The organism is Kitasatospora sp. NPDC056783 (assembly GCF_042789895.1).
In the GTDB taxonomy this organism is placed as follows: Bacteria; Actinomycetota; Actinomycetes; order Streptomycetales; family Streptomycetaceae; genus Kitasatospora.
The window spans coordinates 13527-34844 of the sequence record NZ_JBHUAF010000041.1 but is presented as its reverse complement, the minus strand read 5'-3'; the positions used below and the strand labels follow the sequence as shown (position 1 = coordinate 34844).

At 71.0% G+C, this 21318-nt stretch carries 18 protein-coding genes, 1 tRNA gene and 1 pseudogene; 8 read left to right on the top strand and 12 right to left on the bottom strand.

Translation table 11 applies throughout. From position 1 onward, the window contains the following. Positions 1-91: 91 nt before the first annotated feature. A complete protein-coding gene (locus ACFRMQ_RS09475) occupies positions 92-1324 on the bottom strand; it encodes a DNA sulfur modification protein DndB (RefSeq protein WP_380728680.1) in 1233 nt (410 codons plus the stop codon). Positions 1325-2017: 693 nt separating this feature from the next. Next, positions 2018-2088: transfer RNA gene (locus ACFRMQ_RS09470), tRNA-Gly, on the bottom strand. A 275-nt stretch (positions 2089-2363) separates the two neighbouring features. Between ACFRMQ_RS09470 and ACFRMQ_RS09465 the strand changes: the two genes are divergently transcribed. Further along, entirely contained in the window at positions 2364-2585 is a 222-nt protein-coding gene (locus ACFRMQ_RS09465; RefSeq protein ID WP_316522453.1) for a hypothetical protein, read from the top strand. A gap of 71 nt (positions 2586-2656) precedes the next feature. Further along, a complete protein-coding gene (gene dcd, locus ACFRMQ_RS09460; RefSeq protein WP_380728678.1) occupies positions 2657-3232 on the top strand; it encodes a dCTP deaminase in 576 nt (191 codons plus the stop codon). A gap of 78 nt (positions 3233-3310) precedes the next feature. Here the strand turns inward: dcd and ACFRMQ_RS09455 are convergent, their stop codons facing one another. The 4 genes and pseudogenes from ACFRMQ_RS09455 to ACFRMQ_RS09440 form a co-directional block, all read right to left on the bottom strand. Next, positions 3311-4201, bottom strand: coding sequence for a metal-dependent hydrolase (locus tag ACFRMQ_RS09455; protein WP_380728676.1), 891 nt, complete (start codon positions 4199-4201; stop codon positions 3311-3313). A 94-nt stretch (positions 4202-4295) separates the two neighbouring features. Then, a complete protein-coding gene (locus tag ACFRMQ_RS09450; protein ID WP_380728674.1) occupies positions 4296-5165 on the bottom strand; it encodes a Yip1 family protein in 870 nt (289 codons plus the stop codon). 355 nt (positions 5166-5520) lie between these two features. Then, a pseudogene (locus tag ACFRMQ_RS09445) lies at positions 5521-6594 on the bottom strand (sugar phosphate nucleotidyltransferase); the annotation flags it as partial. A gap of 325 nt (positions 6595-6919) precedes the next feature. After that, positions 6920-9142 carry a heterodisulfide reductase-related iron-sulfur binding cluster gene (locus ACFRMQ_RS09440; protein ID WP_380728672.1) on the bottom strand — a complete coding sequence of 741 codons (2223 nt, stop codon included), beginning with the start codon at positions 9140-9142 and terminating at the stop codon, positions 6920-6922. A gap of 321 nt (positions 9143-9463) precedes the next feature. Here ACFRMQ_RS09440 and dnaK point away from each other — a divergent pair, with 321 nt between their 5' ends. The 5 genes from dnaK (at position 9464) to ACFRMQ_RS09415 (ending at position 14955) form a co-directional block, all read left to right on the top strand. Then, on the top strand, positions 9464-11302 hold the full coding sequence (dnaK, locus tag ACFRMQ_RS09435) for a molecular chaperone DnaK (RefSeq protein ID WP_380700452.1): 1839 nt from the start codon (positions 9464-9466) through the stop codon (positions 11300-11302). Beyond that, entirely contained in the window at positions 11299-11907 is a 609-nt protein-coding gene (gene grpE / locus ACFRMQ_RS09430; RefSeq protein WP_380728670.1) for a nucleotide exchange factor GrpE, read from the top strand. The genes dnaK and grpE overlap by 4 nt, the downstream gene beginning before the upstream one ends. 163 nt (positions 11908-12070) lie before the next feature. Next, a complete protein-coding gene (gene dnaJ, locus ACFRMQ_RS09425; protein WP_380728668.1) occupies positions 12071-13234 on the top strand; it encodes a molecular chaperone DnaJ in 1164 nt (387 codons plus the stop codon). A gap of 7 nt (positions 13235-13241) precedes the next feature. Further along, positions 13242-13772: a heat shock protein transcriptional repressor HspR gene (locus tag ACFRMQ_RS09420; protein ID WP_380728666.1), complete on the top strand. Its 531-nt coding sequence runs from the start codon at positions 13242-13244 to the stop codon at positions 13770-13772. Between the two features lie 196 nt (positions 13773-13968). Then, positions 13969-14955, top strand: coding sequence for a hypothetical protein (locus ACFRMQ_RS09415; RefSeq protein WP_380728664.1), 987 nt, complete (start codon positions 13969-13971; stop codon positions 14953-14955). Between the two features lie 80 nt (positions 14956-15035). Here the strand turns inward: ACFRMQ_RS09415 and ACFRMQ_RS09410 are convergent, their stop codons facing one another. Next, a complete protein-coding gene (locus tag ACFRMQ_RS09410) occupies positions 15036-15197 on the bottom strand; it encodes a hypothetical protein (protein ID WP_380728662.1) in 162 nt (53 codons plus the stop codon). A gap of 340 nt (positions 15198-15537) precedes the next feature. Here ACFRMQ_RS09410 and ACFRMQ_RS09405 point away from each other — a divergent pair, with 340 nt between their 5' ends. Next, entirely contained in the window at positions 15538-16155 is a 618-nt protein-coding gene (locus tag ACFRMQ_RS09405; RefSeq protein ID WP_051709310.1) for a hypothetical protein, read from the top strand. A 7-nt stretch (positions 16156-16162) separates the two neighbouring features. Here the strand turns inward: ACFRMQ_RS09405 and ACFRMQ_RS09400 are convergent, their stop codons facing one another. From ACFRMQ_RS09400 to ACFRMQ_RS09380, 5 genes are all read right to left on the bottom strand, one after another. Continuing rightward, a complete protein-coding gene (locus ACFRMQ_RS09400; protein ID WP_380728660.1) occupies positions 16163-17140 on the bottom strand; it encodes a LuxR family transcriptional regulator in 978 nt (325 codons plus the stop codon). Continuing rightward, positions 17133-17483 carry a hypothetical protein gene (locus ACFRMQ_RS09395; RefSeq protein ID WP_380728658.1) on the bottom strand — a complete coding sequence of 117 codons (351 nt, stop codon included), beginning with the start codon at positions 17481-17483 and terminating at the stop codon, positions 17133-17135. The genes ACFRMQ_RS09400 and ACFRMQ_RS09395 overlap by 8 nt, the downstream gene beginning before the upstream one ends. Continuing rightward, positions 17476-18483: a LuxR C-terminal-related transcriptional regulator gene (locus ACFRMQ_RS09390; RefSeq protein ID WP_380728656.1), complete on the bottom strand. Its 1008-nt coding sequence runs from the start codon at positions 18481-18483 to the stop codon at positions 17476-17478. Before ACFRMQ_RS09390 ends, ACFRMQ_RS09395 begins: the two co-directional genes overlap by 8 nt. Further along, positions 18473-19465, bottom strand: coding sequence for a LuxR family transcriptional regulator (locus ACFRMQ_RS09385; RefSeq protein WP_380728654.1), 993 nt, complete (start codon positions 19463-19465; stop codon positions 18473-18475). Before ACFRMQ_RS09385 ends, ACFRMQ_RS09390 begins: the two co-directional genes overlap by 11 nt. A gap of 676 nt (positions 19466-20141) precedes the next feature. Next, on the bottom strand, positions 20142-21254 hold the full coding sequence (locus tag ACFRMQ_RS09380; protein ID WP_380728652.1) for a TDT family transporter: 1113 nt from the start codon (positions 21252-21254) through the stop codon (positions 20142-20144). Between the last annotated feature and the right edge of the window lie 64 nt (positions 21255-21318).

Below are 21318 nucleotides of genomic sequence, written 5' to 3'. Positions count from 1 at the left end.
TCAGCCACGTGATCATTCTGACCGCCCGGAGCCGCCAGCCGCAGCACCCGGGCGCCTGGTCACAAGAGGGCGAACGTTGTCTGATGCGGCACTAGAAACGACCGCGGATCTGCATGCCGGTGTCGCCGTCCGGGTTGTTCAGCGCGTCATAGACCTTGTGGCCGGAGTCGCGGGCACCACCGGCCCAGCTGACCTTGCCCGTGTGCGTCAGCTTGGCGGCGATGCCGCTCCAGTACTTCGCCTCGCGCTCCCACTGGACGTCCTCCAGAAGGGCATCCAGGGTGACTCCCTCGGGCATCGGGTCGGTGGACCAAGACATGGTGCGGTTCATGGTCGCACCGAGGCCGGCCACGACGGCGGGAGCGGTGATGGCGGTCTTGGCGTGGAACAGCTCAGCGTTCTGCTGCAGGAAGTCGCCGACCGTCTCCATGAGCTCACGCTGGACGACAGCCTGGTCGGGGCGGCTGTTGTTGCTGCCGGTGGGGATGTCCTCGTACTCGATGCCGGTCGAGGCGGCATGGATGCCGGCCTTGCCGAGCATGGCCGTGGAAATGAGCGTCCTCAGGACAGACATCGTCATCCACTCCGCGGCCTTGTCCGACACCTGGCGCTTGCCGGTGAGGATCAGGCTGGACAGCGGAGCCGTGCCCTCACCGAACGGCACGGTCAACGACTCCATCAGCTTGCGCGTGACCGTGGTGCCGAAGTCGCGGCCGTCCATGGACATGGCCAGGGACTTGTCGACCGGGACACCCTTGAGGTTGCGGTCGTGGAAGATCTGCCGGGCGGCCATGACGCTGATGCCGTGGAAGATCTCGATGGAGAGCTTCAGCTCCCCGAAGTCGAAGTCCTCCAGGTCGTACGCCGCCGGGTTCTTCTTGATCCGATGCAGCGCCGTGACCTGGGTCTCGGCGTCGAGGGCGATGAGGCCGTCACGGATCGGCAGGTGCCACGTACCGTTCTCGTCCCGGCTCAGCGGGCGCGGGGACCAGAGGGTGATCTGCGGCACCGACCACGCACTGTCGAAGTCCCCCCGCAAGCCGGCTGCAATGTAGTCCGCGTACTCGCCGACGTTCTTGGCCTTCTTGCTGCCTGCCGTACCTATGGGCCGCTGCACCTCGGCGCGCAAGCGGGCGTAAGGGTCGATCTCATAGCCGGCCTTCACTGCACGCTTGGCGTCCTCCTCCACCTTCGCCGGGTCATTGACGAGGTAGAGCAGGTTCTCGCCATCGATGACGGCGTTCACCATGACGCCCTCGCGGACGATCGAGAGCTGGATGGGGAAGCCGGTGGTGACCGGCTTCGTGAACGTGGTGATGGACATGGGTTCCCTCCCCTACGCGAGCGCCCCTCTGACGTCTCGTCGTTTCGCAGGACGCTAGCTGACAGCTCGCCATATAGTCAACTGCGGTTGATGAACCATCCGTTCGACTCCACCGCAGCTGGAAAATCTCAAACTGCGGCAAAGTAGAGCCAGCCCAAAGGGCAACTGCGGATGAGTTTTCCTTGCCAGGCTTCTATCCGCGGAAGCTACAGGCCCCGCGAAAGCGCGATTTCCAGCGGCTTTCGCAATGCCGCAGTTCAGGGGCAGGACGGACCACGAGATCCGAAACGACTGGCAGCTTCGAGGGGTATCGCTCCGACCCCAGCCCGCCTGACGCAAGCCGGAGCACTTCGCCCGGCATCCCGACCCCGCCCCGGGGCGCCGTTCAGAACACTCGACCACTGCGGCCGCCGAGCACCCTCGGCTATGTCGAGCCACCAGCCGAGCCACCACGACCGTCGCCGGCACCCCCAGGGCCACCGACTCTCCGCCCGAGATCCCAGCCCACCCCACCGGAGCCCTTGGCGTCGCCGATCGCCACTCACACCCCTGGAAGCCCGGCCAGCGAGCCGACACTCGCCGCCCGCGCACCGTACCGATCGACCTTCTGGCACGGATCTGGCACGGCGGGGGCGGATTGGTCCAGACAACACGAAAGCCGCAGGTCAGATGACCTGCGGCTTTCGGCAGCGGAGCGGGCGACGAGAATCGAACTCGCGCTCTAAGCTTGGGAAGCTCATGTTCTACCATTAAACTACGCCCGCCTGATGAGCCGTCAGAGACCGCTCGATCCAGTGTCACTGTACCCCATTCGCGACGGTCGTTGCACAGGGGGCCGGCGGACGTGGCGGAGCCGGGTGGGGCGGGTGTGGGGGCGTACTGTTTGGGCCGCGTGCGAGTGCCCCGGCGGGTGGGGGCCAGGGCGGCGAGCCATGGTGAGGAATGTCCGGAACATCCCCTAATGTGACGCTGTCCTGGGGCTCGGCCGCCGGGGACGCGAGTACGGGTGAGTACTGGGTTAGGGATGGGAAGGGGATCGATGGAGCAGCGCGCCGTCGTTCGTTGTGCCGAGGGGCACCTGTTCAGCACCACCACGTTTCCGATGCAGAACCTCGGTCCGGGCCGGCTCGGGCCCGGGAGGCTGATCCGCTGTCCGCAGTGTGGACGGCTGCGGAGTTCGGTGCTGGCCGACATGCGGGAGCTGTCGGAGCCGCAACTGGCGCGGGCGATGCGGCTGGAGGCCGCGGAGTTCCTGGCCTGACGGCGGACGGATGGGCAGGCGGGCCCCGGGCTGATTCGTCCGGGGCCCTTTCTTGCACGTAACCTCGAAGCGTGCTGCTCTCTGACAAGGACATCCGTACCGAAATCGACCGGGGCCGGGTCACCATCGACCCGTTCGACCCGGCGATGATCCAGCCGTCGAGTATCGACGTGCGCCTCGACCGCTTCTTCCGCGTGTTCGAGAACCACAAGTACCCGCACATCGACCCCTCCGAGGAGCAGCCGGACCTGACCCGGCTGGTCGAGCCGGACGGCGACGAGGCGTTCATCCTGCACCCCGGCGAGTTCGTGCTGGCCTCGACGTACGAGGTCATCACGCTGCCGGACGACGTCGCGTCCCGGCTGGAGGGCAAGTCGAGCCTGGGCCGGCTGGGCCTGCTCACCCACTCCACGGCCGGCTTCATCGACCCCGGCTTCAGCGGTCACGTGACCCTGGAGCTGTCGAACGTCGCGACGCTGCCGATCAAGCTGTACCCGGGCATGAAGATCGGGCAGCTGTGCCTGTTCCGGCTCTCCTCGCCCTCGGAGCACCCGTACGGCTCGGCGCGCTACGGCTCGCGCTACCAGGGCCAGCGCGGCCCGACGCCGTCCCGCTCGTACCTCAACTTCCACCAGACGAAGGTCTGACGCGGACCTCCGGAGCGCACGCACGACGGGCGGCCGACCCCTTCCGGGAACGGATGGGGTGGCCGCCCACGGCGTTGTTCAGGCCCGCTTGGGGCTGGTGACGGCGACCAGCTCGGTGCCGTCCTCGGAGAGCCGCAGCTCGGTGCGCAGCTCGGCCAGCTCACCGAGGTGGTGCAGGTGGGTGCCGCCGCAGAAGATCTGCGCGCCGCCCTCGGGCAGCTCGCAGTGCCACTGGCGGCGGGCGGTGAGCTCGGGGCCGGGCACCTCGATGCGGACCGGGGCGTCGGCGGCGACCCAGGCGGCGAGCCGGGCGTTGACGGCCTCGGTGAGGGCGGGCAGGGCGTCGGCGAGGGCCGGGAACTCCTCGGTGGCGTCCGCCGTGAAGCCCTTCTTCTTCAGCGACTTGCCGAGCCGGTAGGTGTCCGTGCTGGCCGCCGTGTCCATCACCGAGCTCGCCATCGCGAGGCTGTCGAAGTCCGGGTTGCCGAAGGCGTCCGAGCGGCCCGGGTCCTTGCGCCAGCGCGGGGCGAGCGCGGCGTTCAGGGCGAGGGCGAGCAGGTGGCAGCCGCTGTGCGAGGCGCTGAGGGCGCCCCGGCGCTCGGGGTCGACGGCGAGCGCGGCGGTACGGCCGACGATGTCACCGGGGTCGGTGCCGAGGACGTGCAGGACCAGCCAGGACCACTCCTCGTCACCGCGGCGGACCGGGATGTCGGCGCCGGCCAGCGGCTCCCCGCCCTCCGGGCCGACGGCGCCGGTCAGGCAGTCGACCACGGCCAGCTCGGTGCCGTCCACGGTCAGGGTGCCGAGGTCGGCGGGCTGGTCGGGCCAGGTGTGGTCGAGCGGGTGGAACGGGGTCGCCTCGGTGACGACGGCGTACCGGCCGTCGGCCAGCGGGTGCACCGCGAGCACCGGGGACTCGCCGGTCACCGCCCCGGCCGGGAAGCTGACGTGGGTGGTGGGGAGGGGCATGCCTGGCTCCGGTGAAGGTGGGACGACGAGGGTGGGGCGGGTGCGGCTCTCGGCCGCGGCCCGCCCCCATTCTGCCCTCCGCCCGTCCGGCCCCTCAGCCCAGCGTCGGCAGTTTGATCAGCACCAGCAGCGCGACCAGTTGCACCGCCGAGGCGGCGGCGGCCTTGCCCCAGGGCAGGTCGTGCAGCCGCCGGACCATGCTGGTCAGCAGGTACGCGCAGAGCATCCAGGTGGCCCAGCCGACGACCTGGACGACGGGGCTGCCGGAGGGCAGCACCAGGTCGAGCAGCAGCCGGGGCGCGTCGGTCAGCCAGCCGATCAGCGCCGCCAGGCCGATGGTCGCCTTCCACGGGCCGTCGCCGCCCAGCTGGCGGGCCAGCGCGTAGGTGACCGTGCCGAAGATCGCGCCGGTCACGGTGAAGCCGATGGCGGCGGCGAGGATGCCGGTCAGCGCCACGGTGAAGGTCGAATTGACGATGTCGTCGTGGGTCAGCCCTATGCCGAGCACCGCGAGCGCGCCGTACACCAGCGAGACGGTGAGGGCGGGCAGCCAGACCTGGTGGTCGCGGGTGCGGTCGAAGATCGCGGTCGGGCCGCGGAGCAGGCCGAGGAACAGCTCGCGCCAGTGCGGGCGGGGCCCGGCGACGTGCGGGGCGGACTGGCCGCCCGCCCGGTAGACGGCGACGTTGTCCTGGCCGTACGCCTGCTCCTGCTCGTACGACGGGTCGTACGGCCGGTCGTACCCCTGCCGGTACGGCTGCTGGTCGTAGCCCTGGTCGTAGCCCTGGTCCGGACCGTAGCCCTGTCCGGGCCCGTACGGCGGCTGCTGCCCGTGGCCGCCGTCGTGGTAGCCCTGCTCCCCCGCGTACGGGTCGCCGACCGGGAAGGCCCGGGTGCTGCCGGGCCGGTCCGCCGCGTACGGGTCGTACCCGCCGCCCGCCGGGTGCCCCGGCCCGTGGGGCACGCCCCCGGGTGCACCACCGGGCCCGCCCGGCCCGCCCGGCACGCTCGGGTGCGAGGTCGTGAAGTACTCGGGCCCGTCCGTCCCCCCGTGTCCCCCGGAGGCCCCCGGCGGCGGAGGAGGGGCCGACCACCTGCCGTGCGGGCGGTCGGCGCCCTGACCGCTGTCGTATCGATTACCAGCCACGGTCCGAAGGTACCCGCCCGACCGGGCGCGCGTCGGCCCCGGACGAAGCCGGGGCCGGTTTGCAGCGAGGCTGAGACGAACGGGTCCGAAAAGGCCGCTACCGCTGCGCGCTGACCGACGGCCCGTGCACCGCCGCGGCCGCGCTGGTGCCGGCCGGGCAGCCGCCCGGGCCGGCCGAGGTGCGGACGGCGCCGACCGGCAGCAGGGTGCCGCAGGCGATCCGGATGCCGTTCGGCAGCTCGTTGTCCGACTCCACGATCGCGCCGTCGCCGATCACCGCGCCGTCCAGCGCCGAGCGGGCGCCGACGGTGGCGAAGGCGCCCACGATCGAGTCCTTGACCAGGGTGTCCGGGCCGATCACCGCGCCCGGCAGGATCACGCTGCCCTCGACGATCGCGCCGGCCTCGACCACCGCGTCCTCGGCGACCACGGTGCCGCCGCTGAGCACCGCGCCCGGGTGGACGGTGGCACCGGGCAGCAGCAGGGCGTCGCCGGTCGGGCCGGGGACGGCCGGGGAGTCGACCTTGCCGAGCACCAGGTCGGCCGAGCCGCGGACGAAGGCCGCCGGGGTGCCCAGGTCCAGCCAGTACGAGGTGTCGACGACGCCGCGCAGCAACGCGCCGGTGGCCAGCAGTTCGGGGAAGGTCTCGCGCTCGACGGACACCTCGCGGCCGGCCGGGATCCGGTCGATCACGGACCGGGTGAAGACGTAGCAGCCGGCGTTGATCTGGTCGGTGACGATCTGCTCCGGGGTCTCCGGCTTCTCCAGGAACTCCAGCACCCGGCCGTCCGCGTCGGTCGGGACGAGGCCGAAGGCGCGCGGGTCCTCGACCCGGGTCAGGTGCAGCGTGACGTCGGCCCCGGCGGCCACGTGGCCGTCGCGAAGGGCGGCGATGTCGACGCCGGAGAGGATGTCGCCGTTGAAGACCAGGACCGGCTCGTCCGGGCCGCAGGTCAGACCGGAGGCGGCGTTGCGGATGGCCCCGCCGGTGCCCAGCGGCTCGCGCTCGGTCAGGTAGACGAGCTCGATGCCGTACGGGGTGCCGTCCTGGAAGTGGTCCTCGAACACCTCGGCCAGGTAGGAGGTGGCCAGCACCACGCGGGTGACGCCGGCCGCGGCCGCGCGGGCCAGCTGGTGTGCGATGAACGGGACGCCTGCCACCGGCAGCATCGGCTTGGGGGTGTGGGTGGTCAGCGGACGCAGTCGCGTGCCCTTACCACCGACCAGCATGATCGCCTCGGTCATGGTCTGCGCTGTTCCCCTTGTGGTCTCTGCGGCCCGGCCCGGCGGGCCGATACCTCCGTCGTCGGTCTGGACCCGGCCGCCCGGCCGGGTCGCCACCCGTCCGGGGCTTCCGTCCGGAGCGGGCGGACCGGCGCGGGACCGGTCCGGGCCTACTGTATTTGCTTCCGACCGAATGCCCGTCCGGCACCTGTGCGATTGCCGCAGGCAGGCGTCCGTCCGCCGCGCCGACGCGGGCCGCGCGGGCCCTCAAAGGCCCGGCCCGGGGGGCGCGTTGACGGCGTCCACCGGGCCGGGCAGTTGTAGCAGAACTGTCGAACAGCGGTCGCTACGCGTCCACCGTCGCGGGCTCCTCGGTATCGGCCGGCGGGGTCGCCTTCACCGAGTCGAGCAGCAGCTGGGCCACGTCGACCACCTTCAGGTGCTCCTTGGCCGCGCCCTCGTTCTTCTTGCCGTTGACCGAGTCGGAGAGCATCACCAGGCAGAACGGGCAGGCGGTGGAGACGATGTCCGGGTTCAGCGACAGCGCCTCGTCCACGCGCTCGGTGTTGATCCGCTTGCCGATGCGCTCCTCCATCCACATCCGGGCACCGCCGGCGCCGCAGCAGAAGCCGCGCTCCTTGTGCCGGTGCATCTCCTGCTGGCGCAGACCGGGGACCTTGTCCATGATCTCGCGCGGCGGGCTGTAGACCTTGTTGTGGCGGCCCAGGTAGCAGGGGTCGTGGTAGGTGATCAGGCCCTCGACCGGGTTGACCGGGACGAGCTTGCCCTCGTCGATCAGGTGCTGCAGCAGCTGGGTGTGGTGGATGACCTCGAAGTGGCCGCCCAGCTGCGGGTACTCGTTGGCGATGGTGTTGAAGCAGTGCGGGCAGGTGGCCACGATCCGCTTGACCGGGGCGTCCTCCAGCGCGGCGTTCAGCGTCTCCACGTTCTGCGCGCCGAGCATCTGGAAGAGGAACTCGTTGCCCAGGCGGCGCGGGGAGTCGCCGGTGCAGGTCTCCTCCTTGCCGAGGATCGCGAACTTCACGCCCGCGGTGTGCAGCAGTTCGGCGAAGGCCTTGGTGGTCTTCTTGGCCCGGTCCTCCAGGGCGCCGGCGCAGCCGACCCAGTAGAGGTACTCGACCTCGGCGGGGTCGATGTCCTCGCCGATCACCGGCACCACGATGCCGGTCTCCTTCTTGAGCTCCTTGACCCAGTCCAGGCGCGCCTTGGTGGCCAGGCCCCACGGGTTGCCCTTGTTCTCCAGGTTCTTGAGCATCGTCCCGGCCTCGGTCGGGAAGTTGCTCTCGATCATCACCTGGTAGCGGCGCATGTCGACGATGTGGTCGACGTGCTCGATGTCCACCGGGCACTGCTCGACACAGGCGCCGCAGGTGGTGCAGGACCACAGCACGTCCGGGTCGATGACGCCGTTCTCTTCCGCGGTGCCGATCAGCGGGCGCTCGGCCTCGGCCAGGGCGGCCGCCGGGACATCCTCGAGCTGCTCGGCGGTGGCCCGCTCCTCGCCTTCCATGTCCTTGCCGCCGCCGGCCAGCAGGTACGGCGCCTTGCCGTAGGCGTGCTCGCGCAGGCTCATGATCAGCAGCTTCGGCGAGAGCGGCTTGCCGGTGTTCCAGGCCGGGCACTGCGACTGGCAGCGGCCGCACTCGGTGCAGGTGGAGAAGTCGAGGATGCCCTTCCAGGAGAAGTGCTCGACCTGGGAGACGCCGAAGACGGCGTCCTCGGCCGGGTCCTCGAAGTCGATCGGCTGACCGCCGCTGGTCATCGGACGGAGGGCGCCGAGCGCGGTACCGCCGTCCTCCTCGCGCTTGAAGTAGATGTTGAAGAAGCCGAGGAAGCGGTGCCAGGCCACGCCCATCGAGGGGTTGAGGCCGATGGTGATCGCCCACGCGAACGAGATGCAGATCTTCAGCATCGCGAACAGGTAGATCAGGTTCTCCAGCGTGCCGTGCGCCACGCCGCCGAACGCGGAGACCAGCGGGTAGGAGACCAGGTGCTCCGGCCCGTACGAGTCGACGTTCTCCAGGGCGCCTTCGAGGCCGCGCAGCATCAGGATGCACAGGCCGATGCCGAGGATCGTGTACTCGACGTAGAAGGCCTGCCAGGCGATCGAGCCGGCGAACCGGGACTTGCGGCCGGACCGGGACGGCAGGCTCATCAGCCGGATCACCATCAGGACGAGGATGCCCAGCGTGGTGAGGGTGCCGATCAGCTCGACGAAGAGCTGCCAGACCGTCCATCGGCCGATGACCGGCAGCGTGAAGTCGGCGTCGAAGAGCTGGCCGAACGCGTTGACCAGGGTCAGCACCAGGCTGAAGAAGCCGACCGCGACGAACCAGTGGGCGACGCCGACGATCCCCCAGCGGTTCATCCTGGTGTGGCCGAAGAACTCGGTGGCGACGGTCTTCACCCGCTGGGCGGGCTGCCCGAAGCGGGTGGTGTCGTCCGCACCGGTGCGGACCACCTTGTAGATGTACAACGCCGCACGGGCGGCGAGCGCGGTGCCGATCACGAATGTGACCAGCGAGATGACGATCGCTGCTAGCTGCATCGGCTCTCCGTCTCCTGCGGCTTTGCGGTTGAGCAGGCTCTGCGGTTCTACGGTTTCAGGGAACTGAGTGTACTGGTCGGTAACTTGCCGGGCCGACGGCCCGGACATTACCGGTGGACGACGGTTCTCCAGAAGATTCCCAAGCTATGGCGGCAGTCACGTGAGCGCACGCACCGGGGGTCGCGCCGCGGCCGCACCGGCGTCACACCCGGGCCGCGCTCAGCAAAGTTGAGCGCCTGGCACTCACACCTGTTGACGCCGCGCGCCGAGTCATGCATCCTTGAGCCTGTAAAGCTCAACTCTTCCGTGGAGGTATCTACGATGGCACGCGCGGTCGGCATCGACCTCGGTACGACGAACTCGGTCGTCAGCGTTCTGGAGGGTGGCGAGCCCACCGTCATCACGAACGCCGAGGGTGCGCGGACCACGCCGTCCGTCGTCGCCTTCGCGAAGAACGGTGAGGTCCTGGTCGGCGAGGTGGCCAAGCGCCAGGCGGTCACCAACGTCGACCGCACCATCCGCTCGGTCAAGCGCCACATGGGCACCGGGTGGAAGATCAACATCGACGGCAAGGACTTCAACCCCCAGCAGATCTCGGCCTTCGTGCTGCAGAAGCTGAAGCGGGACGCCGAGGCGTACCTGGGCGAGACCGTCACCGACGCCGTCATCACCGTCCCGGCGTACTTCAACGACTCCGAGCGCCAGGCCACCAAGGAGGCCGGTGAGATCGCGGGCCTCAACGTCCTGCGCATCGTCAACGAGCCGACCGCGGCCGCGCTCGCGTACGGCCTCGACAAGGACGACCAGACCATCCTGGTCTTCGACCTCGGCGGCGGCACCTTCGACGTCTCCCTGCTGGAGATCGGCGACGGGGTCGTCGAGGTGAAGGCCACCAACGGTGACAACCACCTCGGTGGCGACGACTGGGACCAGCGCGTCGTCGACCACCTGGTCAAGGTCTTCCAGGGCGGCCACGGCGTCGACCTGTCCAAGGACAAGATGGCCCTGCAGCGTCTGCGCGAGGCCGCCGAGAAGGCCAAGATCGAGCTGTCCTCGTCCTCCGAGACCTCGATCAACCTGCCGTACATCACGGCCTCCGCCGAGGGCCCGCTGCACCTGGACGAGAAGCTCACCCGCGCCCAGTTCCAGCAGCTGACCGCGGACCTGCTGGAGCGCTGCAAGGTCCCGTTCCACAACGTGATCAAGGACGCCGGCATCTCGCTCTCCGAGATCGACCACGTCGTCCTGGTCGGTGGCTCGACCCGCATGCCGGCCGTCGCCGAGCTCGTCAAGGAGCTGACCGGCGGCCAGGACGCCAACAAGGGCGTCAACCCGGACGAGGTCGTCGCCATCGGCGCCGCGCTCCAGGCCGGTGTCCTCAAGGGCGAGGTCAAGGACGTCCTGCTGCTCGACGTCACCCCGCTGTCCCTCGGCATCGAGACCAAGGGCGGCATCATGACCAAGCTGATCGAGCGCAACACCACGATCCCGACCAAGCGCTCCGAGATCTTCACCACGGCCGAGGACAACCAGCCGTCCGTGCAGATCCAGGTCTACCAGGGCGAGCGCGAGATCGCCGCGTACAACAAGAAGCTCGGCATGTTCGAGCTGACCGGCCTGCCGCCGGCGCCGCGCGGCCTGCCGCAGATCGAGGTCACCTTCGACATCGACGCCAACGGCATCATGCACGTCGGTGCCAAGGACCTCGGCACCGGCAAGGAGCAGAAGATGACCGTCACCGGCGGCTCCTCGCTGCCGAAGGACGAGGTCGACCGCATGCGCCGCGAGGCCGAGCAGTACGCCGAGGACGACCACAAGCGCCGCGAGGCCGTGGAGACCCGCAACTCCGCCGAGCAGCTCGTCTACTCGACCGAGAAGTTCATCGCCGACAACGCCGACAAGCTGCCGGGCGACGTCAAGACCGAGGTCGAGACCGCCATCGGCGAGCTCAAGGAGGCCCTGAAGGGCGAGGACATCGCGAAGATCCGCGAGGCCTCGGAGAAGGTCTCCACCACCGCGCAGAAGCTCGGCCAGGCGCTGTACGCCAACGCCGACGCCCCTGCCGGTGCCGCCGCCGGTGACTCCGCCCAGGCCAAGGACGACGACGTCGTCGACGCCGAGATCGTCGACGACGAGAAGCCCAAGGGCGGTGCGGCATGACGGACAAGCCGCAGGGCGGCAAGCCCGGCGACGACTCCGCGGACGAGGCCGTGATCAAGGCCGCGGAGGAGGCCGCCGCGGGCGGGGAGTCCGGTTCGGAGGATCTCGCCGCCGCCAAGCGCGAGCTCGCCGAGCGCACGGGCGACCTCCAGCGCCTCCAGGCCGAGTACCAGAACTACCGCAAGCGGGTCGAGCGCGACCGGCTGACCGTCCGCGAGATCGCCGTCTCCAACATCCTGGAGTCGCTGATCCCGGTCCTGGACGACATCGGCCGCGGCCGCGAGCACGGCGAGGTCACGGGCGGCTTCAAGTCCGTCGCCGACTCGCTGGAGACGGTCGTCGCCAAGCTGGGCCTCCAGCAGTTCGGCAAGGAGGGCGAGCCCTTCGACCCGACCATGCACGAGGCGCTGATGCACAGCTACTCCTCGGACGTCACCGAGAACACCTGTGTGCAGATCCTCCAGCCCGGCTACCGCATCGGCGAGCGGATCATCCGCCCGGCGATGGTGGCCGTCGCCGAACCCCAGCCCGGCAGCCAGGCGTCCTCGGACGCCGAGGCGAAGTCCGCCGACGCGGACAAGTCCGACGGTGGCTCGGACAACTGACACCCTGTGTCAGCTGACAACCAGTGACAGCTGACGACCAGTGCGCTGCGGAGTCGTACGCCGGCAAGTACGGCGGCCGGCTCCGCAGCGCGCTGTCAGCGGCCGTTCGCCCAGCGGCTGTTGACAGCTCTGTGACGATGGACATCGGGAGGTGGCGGAAGCCATGAGTGGCAAGGACTTTGTCGAGAAGGACTACTACAAGGTCCTCGGCGTGCCCAAGGACGCCACCGCCACCGAGATCAAGAAGACCTACCGCAAGCTCGCGCGCGAGTTCCACCCCGACGCCAACAAGGGTGACGCCAAGGCCGAGGAGCGGTTCAAGGACATCTCCGAGGCGTACGACGTCCTCTCCGACGAGAAGCGCCGCAAGGAGTACGACGAGGCCCGCGCCCTCTTCGCCAACGGCGGCTTCCGGGCCGGTGGCGGTCCCGGCGGACCCGGCGGCTACAGCTTCGACTTCGGCGACCTCTTCAGCGGTAGCCAGGGCGGCGGCGCCGCCGGCGGCGGGCTCGGCGACGTCTTCGGCGGCCTGTTCAACCGCGGCGGCACCCGGCAGGCCCAGCCCCGGCGCGGCGCCGACGTCGAGACCGAGGTGACGCTCTCCTTCGACGAGGCGGTGGACGGCGCGACCGTCCCGCTGCGGATGACCAGCCAGGCCCCCTGCCGCGGCTGCAACGGCACCGGCGCCAAGTCCGGCACCACCCCCAGGGTCTGTCCGACCTGCGTCGGCGCGGGCACGGTCAGCCGCGGCCAGGGCGCCTTCGCGCTCTCCGAGCCGTGCAAGGACTGCCGCGGCCGGGGCATGATCGTCGACGACCCGTGCCCCGACTGCCACGGCAGCGGCCGGGCCAGCTCGGCCCGCACCATGCAGGTCCGGATCCCGGCCGGCGTCCAGGCCGACCAGCGGATCCGGCTCAAGGGCAAGGGCGCCCAGGGCGAGCGCGGCGGGCAGCCCGGCGACCTCTACGTCACCGTGCACGTCGACCCGCACCCGGTCTTCGGGCGCAAGGGCGACAACCTCACCGTCACCGTCCCGGTCAGCTTCCCCGAGGCGGCGCTCGGCGCCACCATCGAGGTGCCCACGCTGAACGGCCCGGCCGTGAAGCTCAAGCTGCCCCCGGGCAGCGCCAACGGCCTCACCATGCGCGCCCGCGGCAAGGGCGCCACCCGCAAGGACGGCACCCGCGGCGACCTCCTCGTCACCGTCGAGGTCGTGGTGCCCCAGCACGTCACCGGCGACGCGCTGAACGCCCTGGAGCAGTACCGCGAGGCCACCGCCTCCGACGATCCGCGAGCCGACCTGTTCCGGGCGGCGAAGGGAGCGTGACGACCAGATGTCCCCGATGAATCCGATCGACCCCGACACCCCGATCGGCGCCGGAGTCGGCGAGGGCCTGCCCGGCGCCGCCCCCCGCCGCACCCGCCGGGCCGCCGCGGGCCCGCCGCCGTACGCCCTCACCGAGGACACCCCGGTGTACGTCATCTCCGTGGCCGCCGAGCTGTCCGGGCTGCACCCGCAGACCCTGCGCCAGTACGACCGGCTCGGCCTGGTCTGCCCCGACCGCACCGCCGGCCGCGGCCGCCGCTACTCGGCGCGCGACATCCAGCAGCTGCGCGAGGTCCAGCGGCTCTCCCAGGACGAGGGCATCAACTTGGCCGGAATCAAGCGGATCATCGAGCTGGAGAACCAGGTCACCGCGCTCCAGTCGCGCGTCGCGGAACTGGTCGACTCCCTGGAAGGCGCCGCCAGCGCCCTCCAGCAGCGCGAGGCCGCCGTCCACGCCTCCTACCGCCGCGACCTCGTCCCGTACCAGCCGCCCACCTCGCCGTCGAGCGCCCTCGTCGTCTGGCGCCCCAAGCGCTGACCAGGGCCGCGAAGCCCGCCCCGAGCCGCCGGCTCCCTCCTCCCGGGGGGTGCCGGCGGTCAGTGGGTGTGTGAGAGAGTGCTGGACCGAAGCGTGGCGCGGTCAGCGGCGGCAGACCAACCACAACCGAACTCGGGGAACCGGTGCGGCCGACTGCACCGGTCACTATTTTCTCGGTGATGGCAGGGAGCCGAAGATGAGTGGGCGGGAACAGCCGGTGCCCGCGGCCGCCGGATCGCGATTGCTGTCTTCGGATGCGCGGGCGCTCTACCTCAAAGCCGTTCACAACGGCGGCAAGATGGAGAATCCCAAGTGGGGCGAGAACGCCGCCCTCAGAGAACTCATCGACCTCGGTCTGCTGATACCCGACGGCGAATCCCCTGGTCTACTGATAGCAGCAGACCCGGCTCAGCTGTCTTTCAACCTGAGCTCCACTTGGCAGCGCCAAGCACTCGATCTGCTGTCGCGCGCCATCTCACTCCCCGCCGAACTCGGCGAACTGGCCGACGAATTCCACAGCCCGGGCCAGGAAGGCGGGCCGATCGAATATGTGCGGGGCAAAGCGCACATCAATCAGCGCCTTCAGCAGTCCACCGCGACCAGGATTACCGAGGGGCTCGCCATGCAACCCGGCGGCCCACGCCCCCCCGAGCTGCTCGCCGCGGGCCTGGAACGTGATCTCCGGAGCCTGCACCAGGGCGCCACGATGCGCAGCATCTACAACGCGAGCACTCGGTACCACCAGCCCACCCGCGAATTCGTCGCGAGGCTCACCAGGGAGGGCTACCAGTTCCGCACCTTGGACGAGCCCTACGCCCGTCTCATCATCATCGACAGGCGGCTCGCGATCATCCCTGTCGGAGGCGACGAGCTGGCCGCCTTCATCCACGACCCGGGCGTCATCGATTTCCTCATCGAAGAGGTCTTCGAGAGACACTGGACCCGGGCGCTGGAATTCGACGGTGCCACCACGATCCCGCAGGAAGTGATCCCCAGACTGCGGCAGACCATCATCGACCTACTGCTCTCAGGCACCAATCACCGGGTCATCGCCCGACGGCTGGGAATCAGCGAGCGCACTCTCGCACGGCACATCGCCGAGATGAGGGAGGAGTACAACGTCGACTCGCTCTTCCAGCTCGGCTACATGCTGGGCCGCTCCTCCCAGCAGAGATCGAAATAGGATTTCCGGCGCAGGAGGGACCGCTCGGGCTGGATCGCGACAGCGCTCGGCAGTTCCCGCCTATTCACATCCGACTGCGATCAGCCCCAGTTGAGGTCGTCGGTGAGGGTCTGAAGGGCCTGCACGGTCTCCGGCTTCGCGCCGGACTGCGACTCGACACTCCCGGAGGCGGTGGAGACACCGACCAGAGCCGCAGCCACAACGGCGGTCAGAACGACAACCTTGCGTACAAGCTTGGGCATATGGGACAACTTCCTTCCCCTTTCCAAAGTTTCGCGGATCGCGCCTATCGCACTGGCGTCCACATGATGCCGCATGCAGAGTTCCGGTGTCACGCCCTCGCATCACCCGGCCGTCATCTCTCTGCCAGGCATCCAGATGCCAGGGCCGGAACCTGGACTCGCCCACGGCCATTGATAGACGATCAGTTCGCCCTCGATAGTCCAGCAGCTTTCGACAATTCTGTTGCTGTACTGTCAATTTTCACCACAAATCAGGGCACCGAACTACTTGAAGCAGCAACCAATCTCAACGCCTGCCGACGCCACTTCCCAACCCGGTCGGCCTTCCCCCGGAGTCGACATGACCGAGCCCTACCTGCGTCACCACGACAGCCAGGCCCCTGAGGGTCGGCGTGCACGTGTGTTCCTGGCCGCGCCGCTGATGCGGCTGACCGGCCCGGCCGACAGCGTGGTGACCCTCGCCAGCCGGACGCGGCTGACGACGCTCCGCACCACCCTGCTCCGCAGCGGTGCCGCCGTGTACAGCGCGCACCACAGCGACGCCTGGACCATCTCCGGCCGCGCGCCGGAGCCCCGCGTTCCGTCCGACTTCCGTGCCCTCCAGTCCGCCGACCTCGTGTTCGCCTACGTCGGAGCCCCGCTCTCGGCCGGCGTGAGCCTGGAGCTCGGCTGGGCGTCGGCCCTGCGCAAGCCGATCGTCCTGCTGGTCGACGAGGCCATCACCCACAACCCGCTGATCGCCACCATCGAGCAGGTCGCCCCCGTCCTGCCGCTGGTCTTCGACGACACCTGGTCGCAGGAGGCCCTCAACCACACCGTCGAGACCGCGCTCGACTGGGCCGGCATGGCGCTCTCCCTGCGCGAGGGCTTCTGGACCGCCCCCGGCGAGCAGTTCAACGTCCCCCGGCAGCAGCCCCCCGTCCCCGGCTACTGGCCGACCGGCGCCGCCACCGGCTGAGCAGCGGCTACCCACCGGGCTCCCCCGTCCGGGATCCGCGCATCCGCCAGCCCAGTTGGAACAGCGTCTCCGCGTCGTACACCTCACGCAGCCGGGCGATGTGACCGGCCACCGTGCGTTCGCTCAGCCCCATCCGGCCGGCGATCGCCCGCTGCGTGAGACCCCGGGCGAGCAGTCGGCCCACCTGCTCGTGGGGCGCGTACGGGGTCGAACTGCCGGACAGCGCCTCCCAGTCCACGATCTGCGCCCGCTCCCACTGGCGCTCGAAGCCGTCGACCAGGTACGTGATCATCGCGGGATCCTCCACCACGGCGGCGACGGTGTGGTCCGGCTCCGCCGGGATCAGCGCGATGGCCCGGTCGAAGATCAGGGTCTTGGTGAAGGGGCCGTCCAGCAGCCGGATCGGGGCGCCGACCCGCGTCGAGTCCTTCGCGTACTCGACCGTCCGGGAGTCCGAACAGGCCGACGGTTCGAAGATGGTGCGCATGACCCCGCCCGCCTCGACGTAGCGGCGGGCCGCGTCGAGCGAATCGGCCATGTGGGCGTGCGGGCGCGGCCCGCCGGGCTGGGCGGCCAGGGCCTCGTGCGGATGGTCCTTGGCGATCTGGAAGATCAGGTGCCGGATCTCGACCATCCCCGCCACCCGCCGTACGCCTCCGGTCGATTCACGCCGGCGCGGGGCCGCGTCGTAGGCCTTGGCCAGGTCCTCCAGGAGGTCCGGCACCAGGGTGGCCCGCACGAGCAGGCGGGCGCTCTCCTCCCGCAGGTCCGCGCCGAGGCGCTCGCCCACCGCCCGGGGGTTCACCGCGCTGTAGGCGCCGTCCGCGATCCGGAACACCAGGAGCCCCAGGTCGGTGAGTTGTCTGACCGTCGGCTCGTCCTCGGCACGGACGTCGCCGACGCGCAGACAGCCGCCGTCCTTGAGGATCGCCCGGTAGAGCTCCCGAGCGGCGGCGTCGGGTAGGTCGAGTACCGGGTCAGACATCGTGGGCCCCCCTCATCCGCCGGACGAGCTGGAACAGCGTCTCGGCCTCGTACCATTCGCGCAGCCGGGAGATGTGGGCGGCCACCATGCGCTCGCCCAGGCCCGGACGGCTCGCGATCGCCCGCCGGGTGAGGCCCCGGGCGGGCGGTCGGGCGATCTGCTCGCAAGCGGCCGGCCCGGTCGAACCATTCGCCGGCGCGGTCGAGTTGACGCCTTCGGCGTACCGCCGGTGCGGCTCGGAGGTCCGCACCCGGCCGCCCTCGCGCAGCACGGCGGGGTACGGGGCGCGGGCCGCGGCGTCCGGGAGGGCCGCGGAGAGCAGGGTGGCGGGGGTGTCAGTCATGGCGCTCGCCCCGGAGCTGCCAGCCGAGGTGGAAGAGGGTCTGCGCGCCGTAGCGGTCGCGCAGCCGGGAGATGTGGGCGGCCACCGTGCGTTCGCTCAGGCCCAGCCGGGTGGCGACGGCCCGCTGGGTGAGCCCGCGGGCGAGCAGCCGGCCGATCCGGACGGTGGTGGGCGGCGGCGGGTCGAGGAAGCGGCCGGCCGGGGTGGCGCGGGCCCAGTCGCGTTCGAACTGGGCGACCAGGTACGCGACGGTGCTGGGGTCGGTCAGGAAGGCGGCGCGGCCGCGGTCCGTGTCGGCGGCGATGACGGCCACCGCGCGGTCGAAGATCAGCACCCGCTCGTACGGTTCGGAGAGGACCCGGACCTGGGCGCCGTGCTCGGTGCGCAAGGTGATCTGGCTCAGCACGGCGGGGCCGGCCAGTGTGACGGGCTGGTAGACGGTGCGCATCGAGCAGCCGCGGCGGAGCAGCGAGAGGTCCTGGGGAAGGGCCATCCGGAGGCCTTCGAGCGGGCGCGGTCCGGGCTGGGCGGCCAGGACCTCCTCCTGGCACTCCGAGATGAGTTCGCTGATCCGCCGGCGGGCGTCGGCGGCCTCGTCGACGCTGCCGGGCCCGGGATGGACGGCACCGAGCCCCAGGCCGGGCCCGCCGGCCGGAGTCGCACCGTGCCCGATGGCGGACCTGGCGCCCGGAGCGCCGCCGCCCGGGTGTCGGGTGGCGTCGTAGGCGTGGGTCAGCGGCCCGAGGACTCTCGGGAGCCGCTCGGCGTGCAGCAGCAGGCGCAGGGCGCGGGTGCGCAGTTCGAGGCCGAGGCGGTCGCCGAGGACGCGCGGGTTGGCGGCGGTCCAGCCGGTGGCGGTGGGGGTGAGCAGGCCGCGGGCGACGAGGGCCGCCACGGCGGGGCGGTCGGAGGCGGTGAGGTCCTCGGGGACCAGCCGGCCGCCGGAGCGGACTGCGGCGAGGTAGAGGGCCCGCTCGGCCGGACTGGGCTCATCGGTCATCGCGGGCGCCTCGCATCAACCAGCCGAGTTGGAACAGGGTCTGCGCACCGTAGCGGTCGCGCAGCCGGGAGATGTGGCCGGCCACCGTGCGTTCGCTCAGGCCCAGCCGGGTGGCGACGGCCCGCTGGGTGAGCCCGCGGGCGAGCAGCCGGCCGACCCGGTCGGGGATGGTGCGGGCGGGCCCCTGGCCGGGTGTGGCGGCTTCGGTGGTGTCGGCGCGGGCCCAGTCGCGTTCGAAGGCGCCGACCACGTAGGTGATGGTGGCCGGGTCGGTGATGAAGGCCGCGGTGCCGTTGTCGTCGCTGGCGGAGATCACGGCGACGGACCGGTCGAAGACGATCAGCCGCTGGAAGGGCTCGTCGAGCACCCGGATCAGCGAGCCGTGCCGGGTGACCTCCTCGGCGTAGGCGAGGGCGGGTGGGTCGGCGAGGGCGACCGGCTGGTAGATGGTGCGCAGCGAGCAGCCGCGCTGGAGCAGTTGGACGTCCTGGAGGAGGGCGACCTGGAGGGTGTCGGCGGGCCGGTGGCCGGGCTGCGCGGTGAGCACCTCGGAGCGACAGTCGGAGACCAGTTGGGAGATCCGCTGGCGGATGTGGACGTGCCCCTCCACGTGGACGGCGCCGCCGGTCCGGCCGGACGGGCGGGGCATCGCGTCGTAGGCGCGGGTGAGGCCGTCCAGGGCGCCGGGGAGGTTCTCCGCGCGGACGAGCAGCCGGGTGGCCTCGCTGCGCAGTTCGGCGCCGAGGCGGTCGCTGACCGAGCGCGGGCTGACCGCGGTGTAGCAGCGGTCCATCGGGTTGACCATCAACAGGCCGATGTCGATGAGCTGTTGGAGTGTGCCCTGGTCGACGTCCGCGACCTCGCCGGTGGGGATCCGGCCGCCTTGGGCGATGACGGCCAGGTAGAGCCGACGAGCGGCCTCGTCGGGCTCCTCGCCCGCCGGCCCCTCCGGGTGCGGTGTGACCGCCGGTTCCGCCGTCACGTCGAACTCCCCTTGCCGGACGCCTCTCCGCTGGTGCCACCCGTGCTCCCCTCCGCACGGGCCGTGGCGCCGGTGGGCCGGGCGGGCTCACGGTGCCGGTGCCGGTACGGCGTGATCATGGGCTCGGCGGTCACGGTACCGGGTTGGACAGCGGGCCCCGGGCCCGGGTGCCGTCGCACGCCGGGTCGCCCGGGGCCGCTGTCGTACGCCAGGTCAGGACGCTCCCGTCGAGGCGGAGCAGCAACGCCTCGACGGGTCCGGTCCGGGGGCCATCACCACACATGGCTCCCGAACCGGTGCTCTTCCCCCCCGTTCCACGGGTGCGACGTGTCGCGCCCGCGGTCAGTCCGAAGAGCTAGTCGTCACCATCGGGTTGCGGTGCCCGGACGACTTGGCGTGCCTCCACCCTCACAGCGGGGCGGCCGGTGAACAAGTGCAGCCCGAGTGCATGTTCGCGCAATTGCAGTTATCTGCACCGGGGCGCGGGCGCGGTGCTTCGAGCGGTGGGTCGGATTCCGGTGAAGACCGAGGCGGGCGGGGGGTGTCGGCGCCACCCGGCACTACCGCCGGTTGGCTGTGCACGGTCATGTCCGTCGTGCACGTTCCTGCACCCTCGACACGGTCCCGAACCGCGGGTCCGCGAGCGGGACCCGGCCCGCCGCGGCGGCCAAGCGGCTCAGCGGGCCAGCAGCCGCCCCCGCGCCAGCCCCGCCGCGGTGCCGCCGGCCGCGAGCACCCAGGCGAGCGCCAGCAGCAGGTACAGCCCGACCGCCAGGGCGCTGAACCCCCCGAAGCCGGTGTGCCGGGCGAGCGCGGAGGCGCCGGTGACGCAGGTGCCGACCGGGAAGGTGAACGCCCACCAGGTCATCGCGAACGGCATCCCGGCCCGCCGGGCGCGCAGGTTGGCGGTCAGCGCGACGGCCAGCCAGAGCATCGCGACGCCGATCACCGCGACGCCGTACAGCTCGGCGAGGTCGGTCATCACGGGTGCCAGCGCGGGCAGCACCGGGCGGGCGGCGTCGGCGAGCTGGTGGATCGCGGTGACGGACTGGCCGAGCGGGCCGAGCACCAGGAACAGCGAGGGGGTGAGCGCCAGGGCGGGCAGCTTGCTGTGGAAGAGGCCGGTGAACACCACCGGCAGCAGCACCAGGGTGGCCAGCAGGCCGACTCCGAACAGCGCCCAGCAGCCGTACAGCATGGCCGTCCGCGCCGACCCGGCCGGCAGGTGCGGGACGAGCGCCGGGCCGCAGGCGGAGGCGACCAGCGGGGCGACCACCGGCAGCAGCCAGGTCGGGTTGGCCTCCAGGGCGGAGACCGGGTGCCGGGTGATCATCAGGTACGGGATGCCGCCGGCCACGACCAGCGCGTAGAGGGTGCCGAGGCTCCACAGCACCAGGTCCAGGGCGACCGCCGGACCGGTGCCGATGACCCGGGAGCCGACCAGCAGGGTGCCCAGCCCGACCGCCAGCAGCGCCATCGGCGGGCAGCCGTAGAAGACCGCGGTCGCCGGGTTGTCCAGCAGCTGGGCGCGGGCCGCCTCGCGGTGCCGGGTGAGGTGGACCAGCCGGGCCGCGGCCAGCACGAGCAGGGCCGCCAGGCCGAGCGCCCACATCACCTCGCCGAAGCCGGTAAGCCCGGGCAGCCGCACCGGCAGGACGGCGGCGCCGTTCGCCAGGATCGCGGTGCCCATCACGGCGGCGTACCAGTTGGGGCCGAGCTGGGCGAGGTCGTACCGCGGGCGGCGGACGGCGGAGCGGACGAGGGGGCGGATGTCGGACAAGGTGGACATGCCTCCCACCTTCGACCCGGAGGCGCGCCTCCGGTAGCGCCCGGGATCTTATGTGGACATAGCC